This is a genomic window from Acinetobacter sp. Ac8 (assembly GCF_055392545.1).
The window spans coordinates 2,945,177-2,960,146 of the sequence record NZ_AP043689.1 but is presented as its reverse complement, the minus strand read 5'-3'; the positions used below and the strand labels follow the sequence as shown (position 1 = coordinate 2,960,146).

Here is a 14,970-nt window from a genome sequence, read left to right as displayed (position 1 = left end):
TTTCTATAATACCCATAAAAATTAAATGGGAATTTATTATTTTTAAGCGCTATGAGCAGTATGGGAATAATAGAATGCTTCTTTTTAAAAAGGTGAGACTATTAATAAAATTTAAATAAATTTATAAAAGTGATCATTGATAATGTTAGTAATGAATATAAAGTGATAATTAAATTTAATCACAATAAATTAGTAAAATAAACAAGTAAGATTTTAACTAAATGATAATTGCATCACAAAGTAATGGTTTTAAAAAAGATCAATCATTTAGCCATTATAGACAAGCACTGTTTTTTATATGTATATGTGATTTTAATATTAAAAATATACACTTGTGAAATTTATCTCACTTATTTATCTTTTTTGCATAACAGTAAATTATAAGACGGAAAAAATATTATGAAAAACATCACTATTTATGAAAAAGGAACAGCTAAGGTTCTCACTCAAGATTTAGTTAATAAACACTACTCAGTGTATAAAGTAAATCTTGATAGCGCAGAAATAGCCAAGATTGTAAAAGTTAATAATAATTTGGAGGTTTATTTAAAAAATGGAGAAAAAGTTGTTATTGATGATTTCTTTATTGGTGAAAAACCAAAAGAATTTACAATAGAAACTGCAGATGGAAAGCATTATTTACTTAACTTTCTTGAATTTGATGCAACTGGCACTGTAACTAAAATTGATTATTTAGGGATTACCGATTTTCAAGAGTATTTAGTTGGCCATCATAGTGCTGTACCTGCATGGGCATGGGTTGCAGCTGCAGCTGGGGCGATCGGAATTGCAGCAGCATCAGGGGGAAGTGGTGGCTCAAGCCATTCAGGAAGTGGTGATAAAACAGGACCAAAACTAAGCTATGATATTTTAGATAATCAGAAAATTAAAATCACTGCAGATGAAGCAAGTAAAATTACAATAGTCGATGCGAGTGGTAAAACAATTGGATCAGGATAACTAAATCAAGCAGGTGCGCTTGAAATTAATTTAACAAGACCTTTGGTTGATAATGAAAAAATTACTATTACAGCAACGGATAATGCGGGTAATAAAACAACTGAAACAATAAATGTGGGTGATGTTACAAAACCTGAAGTCGAAATAAATATTATTGATAATGATACTATTCAGGTCAATTCAAATGAACCTGGTAGTAAAGTTATAATTAAAAATGAAGCAGGACAAATAATTGCTGAGGGTGTAATTGGTCCTGATGGAAAATTAATAGTTGATTTAAATACGCCTTTAACTGACGGCAGTAAGATTATTGTTGACGTTATTGATGCCGCAGGGAATCAAACAGAAAAAGTAATTACAGTAGGTGATGTAACACCGCCAATTATTAGTACAACTATTCAAGATGCGACCCATATTCAAGTCACTTCAAATGAAGCTGGTCAAGTTAAAATCACGGATGGTCAAGGTAATGTAATTGGTACAGGTACAATTACAGGTAATAACACGGTTGATAATATTCAATTAACACGACCACTTACAGACGGTGAAACTATTAAGGTTACTGTGACAGATGGTGCTGGTAATCCAAAAACAGTTGAAATTACAGCAGGTGATGTAACTGCTCCTGTGATCACTACAACCATTCAAGACGCAACTCATGTTGAAGTTACTTCAAATGAAACGGGTCAAGTTAAAATCACGGATGGTCATGGTAATGTAATTGGTACAGGTACAATCACTGGTAATAACACGGTTGATAATGTTCAATTAACACGACCACTTACAGACGGTGAAACTATTACGGTCACTGTGACAGATGGTGCAGGTAATCCAAAAACAGTTGAAATTACAGCAGGTGATGTCACAAATCCACAATTTCAATCTGCGCATGTGGATAGTTCAGGAACACAATTAACCCTGACCTATAGTGAAGCATTGGATAGTGCTAACTTACCTCCATCGAGCAGTTTTTCGGTTAATGTGGGTGGTCAACTTGTTAATGTGACAGGTATATCAGTCAATGGTAATGTCGTGATATTGACTCTCGGTACACCAGTGACAGCTGGTCAGACCGTTACTGTGGGTTATACCGACCCAACCACGGGTAATGATGTTAATGCCATTCAAGATACGGCAGGCAATGATGCAGCAACCCTTCCACCGACAGCGGTAGACAATGGTTCAACTGTGCCTGGTGGAGATACCACAGCGCCGACCTTTGTCAGTGCAACGTTAGATACAGCAGGCACATCGCTCACCTTGACCTATAGTGAAGTGCTAGACTCAGCAAACTTACCGCCATTAAACAGTTTCGTGGTAACCGCAGATGGTCAGGTGGTACCTGTAACAGGTGTTACCGTGAATGGCTCTAGTGTGGTATTGACCTTGGGTGCACCAGTCACAGCAGGTCAAGCGGTGACGGTGGGTTATACCGATCCAACCACGGGCAATGATCTAAATGCGATCCAAGATGCAGCTGGCAATGATGCAGCAACCCTTCCACCGACAGCGGTAGACAATGGTTCAACTGTGCCTGGTGGAGATACCACAGCGCCGACCTTTGTCAGTGCAACGTTAGATACAGCAGGCACATCGCTCACCTTGACCTATAGTGAAGCGCTAGACTCAGCAAACTTACCGCCATTAAACAGTTTCGTGGTAACCGCAGATGGTCAGGTGGTACCTGTAACAGGTGTTACCGTGAATGGCTCTAGTGTGGTATTGACCTTGGGTGCACCAGTCACAGCAGGTCAAGCGGTGACGGTGGGTTATACCGATCCAACCACGGGCAATGATCTAAATGCGATCCAAGATGCAGCTGGCAATGATGCAGCAACCCTTCCACCGACAGCGGTAGACAATGGTTCAACTGTGCCTGGTGGAGATACCACAGCGCCGACCTTTGTCAGTGCAACGTTAGATACAGCAGGCACATCGCTCACCTTGACCTATAGTGAAGCGCTAGACTCAGCAAACTTACCGCCATTAAACAGTTTCGTGGTAACCGCAGATGGTCAGGTGGTACCTGTAACAGGTGTTACCGTGAATGGCTCTAGTGTGGTATTGACCTTGGGTGCACCAGTGACTTTAGGTCAAGCGGTGACGGTGGGTTATACCGATCCAACCACGGCTAATGATCCAAATGCGATCCAAGATGCAGCTGGCAATGATGCGGCAACACTTCCACCGACAGCGGTAGACAATGGTTCGATTATTCCTGGTGGCGATACCACAGCACCGACCTTTGTCAGCGCCACAGTGGATCTATCAGGGACTACATTGACCCTGACCTATAATGAAGCGCTTGATCCATTACATCCACCAGTTGCAGGCGACTTCGCAGTGACTGCAGATGGTCAGCTTGTCCCTGTAACGGGTGTTGCGGTGGTGGGCAATAACGTGGTGTTAACCTTGGGTGCACCAGTGACTTTAGGTCAAGCGGTGACGGTGGGTTATACCGATCCAACCACGGCTAATGATCCAAATGCGATCCAAGATGCAGCTGGCAATGATGCAGCAACGCTTCCACCGACAGCGGTCGACAATGGTTCGATTATTCCTGGTGGCGATACCACAGCACCGACCTTTGTCAGCGCGACAGTGGATCTATCAGGGACTACATTGACCCTGACCTATAATGAAGCGCTTGATCCATTACATCCACCAGTTGCAGGCGACTTTGCAGTGACTGCAGATGGTCAGCTTGTCCCTGTAACGGGTGTTGTGGTGGTGGGCAATAACGTGGTGTTAACCTTGGGTGCACCAGTGACTTTAGGTCAAGCGGTGACGGTGGGTTATACCGATCCAACCACGGCTAATGATCCAAATGCGATCCAAGATGCAGCTGGCAATGATGCAGCAACGCTTCCACCGACTGCGGTCGACAATGGTTCGATTATTCCTGGTGGCGATACTACAGCGCCTACATTTGTCAGCGCGACAGTGGATCTATCAGGGACTACATTGACCCTGACCTATAATGAAGCGCTTGATCCATTACATCCACCAGTTGCAGGCGACTTTGCAGTGACTGCAGATGGTCAGCTTGTCCCTGTAACGGGTGTTGCGGTGGTGGGCAATAACGTGGTGTTAACCTTGGGTGCACCAGTGACTTTAGGTCAAGCGGTGACGGTGGGTTATACCGATCCAACCACGGCTAATGATCCAAATGCGATCCAAGATGCAGCTGGCAATGATGCGGCAACACTTCCACCGACAGCGGTCGACAATGGTTCGATTATTCCTGGTGGCGATACCACAGCACCGACCTTTGTCAGCGCGACAGTGGATCTATCAGGGACTACATTGACCCTGACCTATAATGAAGCGCTTGATCCATTACATCCACCAGTTGCAGGCGACTTTGCAGTGACTGCAGATGGTCAGCTTGTCCCTGTAACGGGTGTTGTGGTGGTGGGCAATAACGTGGTGTTAACCTTGGGTGCACCAGTGACTTTAGGTCAAGCGGTGACGGTGGGTTATACCGATCCAACCACGGCTAATGATCCAAATGCGATCCAAGATGCAGCTGGCAATGATGCAGCAACCCTTCCACCGACAGCGGTAGACAATGGTTCGATTATTCCTGGTGGCGATACCACAGCACCGACCTTTGTCAGCGCCACAGTGGATCTATCAGGGACTACATTGACCCTGACCTATAATGAAGCGCTTGATCCATTACATCCACCAGTTGCAGGCGACTTCGCAGTGACTGCAGATGGTCAGCTTGTCCCTGTAACAGGTGTTGCGGTGGTGGGCAATAACGTGGTGTTAACCTTGGGTGCACCAGTGACTTTAGGTCAAGCGGTGACGGTGGGTTATACCGATCCAACCACGGCTAATGATCCAAATGCGATCCAAGATGCAGCTGGCAATGATGCAGCAACCCTTCCACCGACAGCGGTAGACAATGGTTCGATTATTCCTGGTGGCGATACTACAGCACCGACCTTTGTCAGCGCCACAGTGGATCTATCAGGGACTACATTGACCCTGACCTATAATGAAGCGCTTGATCCATTACATCCACCAGTTGCAGGCGACTTCGCAGTGACTGCAGATGGTCAGCTTGTCCCTGTAACGGGTGTTGCGGTGGTGGGCAATAACGTGGTGTTAACCTTGGGTGCACCAGTGACTTTAGGTCAAGCGGTGACGGTGGGTTATACCGATCCAACCACGGCTAATGATCCAAATGCGATCCAAGATGCAGCTGGCAATGATGCAGCAACCCTTCCACCGACAGCGGTAGACAATGGTTCGATTATTCCTGGTGGCGATACTACAGCACCGACCTTTGTCAGCGCCACAGTGGATCTATCAGGGACTACATTGACCCTGACCTATAATGAAGCGCTTGATCCATTACATCCACCAGTTGCAGGCGACTTCGCAGTGACTGCAGATGGTCAGCTTGTCCCTGTAACGGGTGTTGCGGTAGTGGGCAATAACGTGGTGTTAACCTTGGGTGCACCAGTGACTTTAGGTCAAGCGGTGACCGTGGGTTATACCGATCCAACCACGGCTAATGATCCAAATGCGATCCAAGATGCAGCTGGCAATGATGCAGCAACCCTTCCACCGACAGCGGTAGACAATGGTTCGATTATTCCTGGTGGCGATACCACAGCACCGACCTTTGTCAGCGCCACAGTGGATCTATCAGGGACTACATTGACCCTGACCTATAATGAAGCGCTTGATCCATTACATCCACCAGTTGCAGGCGACTTCGCAGTGACTGCAGATGGTCAGCTTGTCCCTGTAACGGGTGTTGCGGTAGTGGGCAATAACGTGGTGTTAACCTTGGGTGCACCAGTGACTTTAGGTCAAGCGGTGACCGTGGGTTATACCGATCCAACCACGGCTAATGATCCAAATGCGATCCAAGATGCAGCTGGCAATGATGCGGCAACACTTCCACCGACAGCGGTAGACAATGGTTCGATTATTCCTGGTGGCGATACCACAGCACCGACCTTTGTCAGCGCGACAGTGGATCTATCAGGGACTACATTGACCCTGACCTATAATGAAGCGCTTGATCCATTACATCCACCAGTTGCAGGCGACTTTGCAGTGACTGCAGATGGTCAGCTTGTCTGTCACGGTGTTGCGGTGGTGGGCAATAACGTGGTGTTAACCTTGGGTGCACCAGTGACTTTAGGTCAAGCGGTGACGGTGGGTTATACCGATCCAACCACGGCTAATGATCCAAATGCGATCCAAGATGCAGCTGGCAATGATGCGGCAACACTTCCACCGACAGCGGTAGACAATGGTTCGATTATTCCTGGTGGCGATACCACAGCACCGACCTTTGTCAGTGCGACAGTGGATCTATCAGGGACTACATTGACCCTGACCTATAATGAAGCGCTTGATCCATTACATCCACCAGTTGCAGGCGACTTTGCAGTGACTGCGGATGGTCAGCTTGTCCCTGTAACGGGTGTTGCGGTGGTGGGCAATAACGTGGTGTTAACCTTGGGTGCACCAGTGACTTTAGGTCAAGCGGTGACGGTGGGTTATACCGATCCAACCACGGCTAATGATCCAAATGCGATCCAAGATGCAGCTGGCAATGATGCAGCAACGCTTCCACCGACAGCGGTCGACAATGGTTCGATTATTCCTGGTGGCGATACCACAGCACCGACCTTTGTCAGCGCGACAGTGGATCTATCAGGGACTACATTGACCCTGACCTATAATGAAGCGCTTGATCCATTACATCCACCAGTTGCAGGCGACTTTGCAGTGACTGCAGATGGTCAGCTTGTCCCTGTAACGGGTGTTGTGGTGGTGGGCAATAACGTGGTGTTAACCTTGGGTGCACCAGTGACTTTAGGTCAAGCGGTGACGGTGGGTTATACCGATCCAACCACGGCTAATGATCCAAATGCGATCCAAGATGCAGCTGGCAATGATGCAGCAACGCTTCCACCGACAGCGGTAGACAATGGTTCGATTATTCCTGGTGGCGATACCACAGCACCGACCTTTGTCAGTGCGACAGTGGATCTATCAGGGACTACATTGACCCTGACCTATAATGAAGCGCTTGATCCATTACATCCACCAGTTGCAGGCGACTTTGCAGTGACTGCAGATGGTCAGCTTGTCCCTGTAACGGGTGTTGCGGTGGTGGGCAATAACGTGGTGTTAACCTTGGGTGCACCAGTGACTTTAGGTCAAGCGGTGACGGTGGGTTATACCGATCCAACCACGGCTAATGATCCAAATGCGATCCAAGATGCAGCTGGCAATGATGCGGCAACACTTCCACCGACAGCGGTCGACAATGGTTCGATTATTCCTGGTGGCGATACCACAGCACCGACCTTTGTCAGCGCGACAGTGGATCTATCAGGGACTACATTGACCCTGACCTATAATGAAGCGCTTGATCCATTACATCCACCAGTTGCAGGCGACTTTGCAGTGACTGCGGATGGTCAGCTTGTCCCTGTAACGGGTGTTGCGGTGGTGGGCAATAACGTGGTGTTAACCTTGGGTGCACCAGTGACTTTAGGTCAAGCGGTGACCGTGGGTTATACCGATCCAACTACGGCTAATGATCCAAATGCGATCCAAGATGCAGCTGGCAATGATGCGGCAACACTTCCACCGACAGCGGTCGACAATGGTTCGATTATTCCTGGTGGCGATACCACAGCACCGACCTTTGTCAGTGCCACAGTGGATCTATCAGGGACTACATTGACCCTGACCTATAATGAAGCGCTTGATCCATTACATCCACCAGTTGCAGGCGACTTCGCAGTGACTGCAGATGGTCAGCTTGTCCCTGTAACAGGTGTTGCGGTGGTGGGCAATAACGTGGTGTTAACCTTGGGTGCACCAGTGACTTTAGGTCAAGCGGTGACCGTGGGTTATACCGATCCAACCACGGCTAATGATCCAAATGCGATCCAAGATGCAGCTGGCAATGATGCAGCAACGCTTCCACCGACAGCGGTCGACAATGGTTCGATTATTCCTGGTGGCGATACCACAGCACCGACCTTTGTCAGCGCGACAGTGGATCTATCAGGGACTACATTGACCCTGACCTATAATGAAGCGCTTGATCCATTACATCCACCAGTTGCAGGCGACTTTGCAGTGACTGCAGATGGTCAGCTTGTCCCTGTAACGGGTGTTGTGGTGGTGGGCAATAACGTGGTGTTAACCTTGGGTGCACCAGTGACTTTAGGTCAAGCGGTGACGGTGGGTTATACCGATCCAACCACGGCTAATGATCCAAATGCGATCCAAGATGCAGCTGGCAATGATGCAGCAACGCTTCCACCGACAGCGGTAGACAATGGTTCGATTATTCCTGGTGGCGATACCACAGCACCGACCTTTGTCAGTGCCACAGTGGATCTATCAGGGACTACATTGACCCTGACCTATAATGAAGCGCTTGATCCATTACATCCACCAGTTGCAGGCGACTTCGCAGTGACTGCAGATGGTCAGCTTGTCCCTGTAACAGGTGTTGCGGTGGTGGGCAATAACGTGGTGTTAACCTTGGGTGCACCAGTGACTTTAGGTCAAGCGGTGACGTGGGTTATACCGATCCAACCACGGCTAATGATCCAAATGCGATCCAAGATGCAGCTGGCAATGATGCAGCAACCCTTCCACCGACAGCGGTAGACAATGGTTCGATTATTCCTGGTGGCGATACCACAGCACCGACCTTTGTCAGCGCCACAGTGGATCTATCAGGGACTACATTGACCCTGACCTATAATGAAGCGCTTGATCCATTACATCCACCAGTTGCAGGCGACTTTGCAGTGACTGCGGATGGTCAGCTTGTCCCTGTAACGGGTGTTGCGGTGGTGGGCAATAACGTGGTGTTAACCTTGGGTGCACCAGTGACTTTAGGTCAAGCGGTGACCGTGGGTTATACCGATCCAACTACGGCTAATGATCCAAATGCGATCCAAGATGCAGCTGGCAATGATGCGGCAACACTTCCACCGACAGCGGTCGACAATGGTTCGATTATTCCTGGTGGCGATACCACAGCACCGACCTTTGTCAGTGCCACAGTGGATCTATCAGGGACTACATTGACCCTGACCTATAATGAAGCGCTTGATCCATTACATCCACCAGTTGCAGGCGACTTCGCAGTGACTGCAGATGGTCAGCTTGTCCCTGTAACAGGTGTTGCGGTGGTGGGCAATAACGTGGTGTTAACCTTGGGTGCACCAGTGACTTTAGGTCAAGCGGTGACCGTGGGTTATACCGATCCAACCACGGCTAATGATCCAAATGCGATCCAAGATGCAGCTGGCAATGATGCAGCAACCCTTCCACCGACAGCGGTAGACAATGGTTCGATTATTCCTGGTGGCGATACCACAGCACCGACCTTTGTCAGCGCGACAGTGGATCTATCAGGGACTACATTGACCCTGACCTATAATGAAGCGCTTGATCCATTACATCCACCAGTTGCAGGCGACTTTGCAGTGACTGCGGATGGTCAGCTTGTCCCTGTAACGGGTGTTGCGGTAGTGGGCAATAACGTGGTGTTAACCTTGGGTGCACCAGTGACTTTAGGTCAAGCGGTGACCGTGGGTTATACCGATCCAACCACGGCTAATGATCCAAATGCGATCCAAGATGCAGCTGGCAATGATGCAGCAACGCTTCCACCGACAGCGGTAGACAATGGTTCGATTATTCCTGGTGGCGATACCACAGCACCGACCTTTGTCAGCGCCACAGTGGATCTATCAGGGACTACATTGACCCTGACCTATAATGAAGCGCTTGATCCATTACATCCACCAGTTGCAGGCGACTTCGCAGTGACTGCAGATGGTCAGCTTGTCCCTGTAACGGGTGTTGCGGTAGTGGGCAATAACGTGGTGTTAACCTTGGGTGCACCAGTGACTTTAGGTCAAGCGGTGACGGTGGGTTATACCGATCCAACCACGGCTAATGATCCAAATGCGATCCAAGATGCAGCTGGCAATGATGCAGCAACGCTTCCACCGACAGCGGTCGACAATGGTTCGATTATTCCTGGTGGCGATACCACAGCACCGACCTTTGTCAGTGCGACAGTGGATCTATCAGGGACTACATTGACCCTGACCTATAATGAAGCGCTTGATCCATTACATCCACCAGTTGCAGGCGACTTTGCAGTGACTGCAGATGGTCAGCTTGTCCCTGTAACGGGTGTTGCGGTGGTGGGCAATAACGTGGTGTTAACCTTGGGTGCACCAGTGACTTTAGGTCAAGCGGTGACGGTGGGTTATACCGATCCAACTACGGCTAATGATCCAAATGCGATCCAAGATGCAGCTGGCAATGATGCGGCAACACTTCCACCGACAGCGGTAGACAATGGTTCGATTATTCCTGGTGGCGATACTACAGCACCGACCTTTGTCAGCGCGACAGTGGATCTATCAGGGACTACATTGACCCTGACCTATAATGAAGCGCTTGATCCATTACATCCACCAGTTGCAGGCGACTTCGCAGTGACTGCAGATGGTCAGCTTGTCCCTGTAACAGGTGTTGCGGTGGTGGGCAATAACGTGGTGTTAACCTTGGGTGCACCAGTGACTTTAGGTCAAGCGGTGACGGTGGGTTATACCGATCCAACCACGGCTAATGATCCAAATGCGATCCAAGATGCAGCTGGCAATGATGCAGCAACGCTTCCACCGACAGCGGTAGACAATGGTTCGATTATTCCTGGTGGCGATACCACAGCACCGACCTTTGTCAGCGCCACAGTGGATCTATCAGGGACTACATTGACCCTGACCTATAATGAAGCGCTTGATCCATTACATCCACCAGTTGCAGGCGACTTCGCAGTGACTGCAGATGGTCAGCTTGTCCCTGTAACGGGTGTTGCGGTAGTGGGCAATAACGTGGTGTTAACCTTGGGTGCACCAGTGACTTTAGGTCAAGCGGTGACGGTGGGTTATACCGATCCAACCACGGCTAATGATCCAAATGCGATCCAAGATGCAGCTGGCAATGATGCAGCAACCCTTCCACCGACAGCGGTCGACAATGGTTCGATTATTCCTGGTGGCGATACCACAGCACCGACCTTTGTCAGCGCCACAGTGGATCTATCAGGGACTACATTGACCCTGACCTATAATGAAGCGCTTGATCCATTACATCCACCAGTTGCAGGCGACTTTGCAGTGACTGCAGATGGTCAGCTTGTCCCTGTAACGGGTGTTGTGGTGGTGGGCAATAACGTGGTGTTAACCTTGGGTGCACCAGTGACTTTAGGTCAAGCGGTGACGGTGGGTTATACCGATCCAACCACGGCTAATGATCCAAATGCGATCCAAGATGCAGCTGGCAATGATGCAGCAACGCTTCCACCGACAGCGGTCGACAATGGTTCGATTATTCCTGGTGGCGATACCACAGCACCGACCTTTGTCAGTGCGACAGTGGATCTATCAGGGACTACATTGACCCTGACCTATAATGAAGCGCTTGATCCATTACATCCACCAGTTGCAGGCGACTTTGCAGTGACTGCAGATGGTCAGCTTGTCCCTGTAACGGGTGTTGCGGTGGTGGGCAATAACGTGGTGTTAACCTTGGGTGCACCAGTGACTTTAGGTCAAGCGGTGACGGTGGGTTATACCGATCCAACTACGGCTAATGATCCAAATGCGATCCAAGATGCAGCTGGCAATGATGCGGCAACACTTCCACCGACAGCGGTAGACAATGGTTCAGTTGTTCTTCCGCCACTTAATGCTGTAAATGATGAGTTTGCATTAAATCTAGGTCAAGAAGTTCGTGAAAACCGTACAGAAGTTGTGGGTTCAGATATCGCAGTTGTTGATCTCTTAGGGAATAATGCTACTGGTCTAGATTTTTCAATTCCACAAACGACAGGAAGTGCAGGTAAGGCAACGACTGGTAATATTTCGGTCACAGTTTCGCAACAAGACCTGATTTCGGTCGGTGAGGCTGTTCAGATTGTTATTTATCAGCAAACCGCCAATGGACCAGTGGAGGTTGCACGTGGTAGTAGCCAAGGTGGAATTGTCACAGTTGGTGGTATTGGAATCATTGGTGTCGTGAATAGTAACGACTCAATTAAACTCGATTTCACTAATTTACCTGAAGGTAATTATACAGTTGCAGTTAAAGCAGATGATAGTGCTCTAACGACTTTACTCAAAGATGTTGCTATTAGTGATCTTGGAGGCGAAGGAGAAATTCTGGGGGCTTCAAATGCAGCAGCTATCGGAGTAGCAATTAATGCAGTACTTGGCCCAGTATTGGGTGCTCCAATTCTCGCTTTAGTCAATACAATCTTAATCCCTGTTAATACAATCGGTTTACCACTTTCAAGTGTAGTGAACCAGTTACTAGATGTATTACCAATTGGAGTAATTGATTATATTGTTAATGCTGCGGTTGCTCCTTTATTATCAAACTTATTAACGATTTATGAAAAAACAAATATTAGCGTAACGGGAACTGAAGAAGTTTTTGCTAACTATGCATTAACAGGCAATGTTTTTGCTGATAATGGCAATGGACAAGATGTAGTCAGTGGTGGTTCGATCATTGAAATAGATGGTGCGTCTGTTACACCAGGTACTGTTACGATTCAAGGAGAGTATGGAAGCCTTGAAATTAATACTCTAACAGGAGCCTTTACCTATACGGTGACAGCCGGAGAAGCAGCTCTTGGAAAAACTGAAATATTTGATTATAAGCTGTCGAATGGAACAACATCTGACACAGCTCAAATCATTATTAATATTGCAGGAACGCCAGCAAACCCAGGTGAATTAACACCACCAGATCATGTTGATCAGGTTGTTGCTCATGATGACCTTGCAACTGTTAAAAATTATCATGAATCCGCGGGTGATGATGTTGGTGTACATGGTCGAGCTTCACAATTATTGGGTGTAAATTTACTCGGATTAAATATCTCTTTAGGTAATACAGTACCATTTAATTTTGAAGTTGAAGAAAACAGCACGTCAAGTATTCATGTCAATGTAAGCGGTAGTGTTGTAAGTGCTGCGATAGGCGGTCTTATTGGTGCTTTATTAGGTACGGCAGATAAGTTTTTCAATGCTGTACTTGAACGTCAATATGTGGATGAAAATGGTGTAATACAAAAAGAACACTTCATCGTGGAAGATGCTGTAAAGCTAACGCCACCTGGATTGTTGGGCATTATCTTTAATTATTCTGGTCAGATTAATTTAGATAATTTGCCACCAGGCGTTTATACCATCGCACTGCAAGAGAAACCAACGGATTCTGGTTTATTACAACAAATCTTGAATTTATTGGATTCGACAGCATCTGCACAGTTATTTGGTGGTGTTGAATTAACCATGCAAGACCAGACCAATAAATATTTAGGTTCAAGTACCATAGAAGGAAATGTAATTACAAGTGTGGATGGTGCAGATGAAGTAAATACAACAACATTTGTCACTAAAGTGGCCAATGAAGTGGGGGATCCTGCAGTCACATTATCAGGTGCAAACACGGTTGTGGTTGGTGCTTACGGAACACTTTATATTTCTCCAAACGGACATTATAAATATGTAAGTAATGGTAATCCTGCGGATATTGGTAAGGTAGATACATTTACCTATACGATCAAGGACTTTAATGGTAGTGAAGCCTCTGCGCATTTGAATATCCGTATCGATGGTGATAACTCTGGCGTGGTTTGGGATAATACAAATCCTCAAAATGATGTTTCTCTTCCAGCCCCAATCATTCTAGACAATGCAGAGCATGTCGCTATTGGTGCTGTAACGAATGTGGTGCAAACAGTAAGTGAGACGACTCAAGGTGCTAGTTTTGCAGTGGCAGGTTCATTAGGTGGTGGTAGTGGTACTTATGTTCCGACAACATTTAGTGTGGCGAATACAGACTCTTCACATGTTGTAGTTAAAGTAAATATACCATCTGCAATTTCTTTATTACCTACGGTTGTTCTTACAATCAAAGATCAAAGTGGTACAGTTGTTGGTACGATAACCGGTAAGCCTCTTCTCAACGCACTTGGAAGTTCAATAACTGTCGACATGCCTAATTTAGGACCAGGAACCTATACAATTACGGCATCTGTGTCGGGTAATGTAGGTTTTGGATTTAATGCTACAGTGAGCTTAGCGCAAGACATTACTCACTATAATGAAATTGCCCCAGTAACTCCTGCTGCAATTACTGGCAATATGTTGACAGATGATACTTATAATCCATCTTATGCAAAATTCAGTATTGATACGGGGAGTGGCCACTTTGTTGAAGTGGGATATAACGGCGTAACTGTACAAGGTGAATATGGCAGTCTGTTCGTGAAAAGTGATGGAAGCTATGTGTATACACCGAGTGCAGGCGTAATTGGTCGTCAAGAAGTATTCGATTACAAACTCTCTGTTTTTGGTCAAGATCATATAGCATCTCTTACAGTAACTGTTGATGCAATAACGACTGGTGATGCTCTACGTAATACACTGATTAGTGGTGAACTGAATGATACCTTTACAGGTCATGCTGGTTCAGATGTACTTGTATATCATGTATTGGAAAGTGCAAGTGCAAGTGGTGGAAATGGTGTTGATCATTGGACAGACTTCCATTCTGGAAATGTGAACACTGATACGAATGCAGACATCATTGATATTTCTGATTTACTGATTGGTTTTAACAGTGCAAATATCACAGCTGATTTAACAGCATCGGCAAACTATTTGAAAAACTATCTTGGTGTAAGAGTTGATGGTAATAATGTCACACTCACCCTAGATCGAGATGGTGCAGGAACTACGTACACTGGCAAAACTGATTTACTCCAATTGGATAATTTGGCGCAATCAGGTGCTGCATTTAACGGCAAAACTGAAGATGATATCTTGAAACTCTTGCTTCAAAATCATCAGCTTGTCCTGTAATTTAGTGAGTGAATAGAAAAACCCTAAGTTCGCTTAGGGTTTTTTA

At 46.8% G+C, this 14,970-nt stretch carries 3 protein-coding genes; all 3 read left to right on the top strand.

Annotated features, from left to right (window positions below; translation table 11 throughout):
* The first annotated feature begins 399 nt into the window (after positions 1-399).
* From ACZ5QH_RS13990 to ACZ5QH_RS13980, 3 genes are read left to right on the top strand one after another with little or no spacing between them, the layout of a single operon-like run.
* The gene (locus tag ACZ5QH_RS13990; RefSeq protein ID WP_303577818.1) at positions 400-960 is read left to right on the top strand and encodes a BapA/Bap/LapF family prefix-like domain-containing protein; all 561 of its coding nucleotides are present in this window, start codon (positions 400-402) and stop codon (positions 958-960) included.
* 42 nt (positions 961-1,002) lie between these two features.
* Positions 1,003-8,628: a beta strand repeat-containing protein gene (locus ACZ5QH_RS13985; RefSeq protein ID WP_464016705.1), complete on the top strand. Its 7,626-nt coding sequence runs from the start codon at positions 1,003-1,005 to the stop codon at positions 8,626-8,628.
* Complete coding sequence (locus ACZ5QH_RS13980; RefSeq protein WP_464016704.1) at positions 8,535-14,924, top strand: BapA/Bap/LapF family large adhesin; 6,390 nt, start codon at positions 8,535-8,537, stop codon at positions 14,922-14,924. Before ACZ5QH_RS13985 ends, ACZ5QH_RS13980 begins: the two co-directional genes overlap by 94 nt.
* Positions 14,925-14,970: the final 46 nt, after the last annotated feature.

Bases quoted from the DNA above. Each gene is read 5' to 3' on its own strand.
- ACZ5QH_RS13990 (WP_303577818.1), top strand. From the start codon at position 400: ATGAAAAACATCACTATTTATGAAAAAGGAACAGCTAAGGTTCTCACT.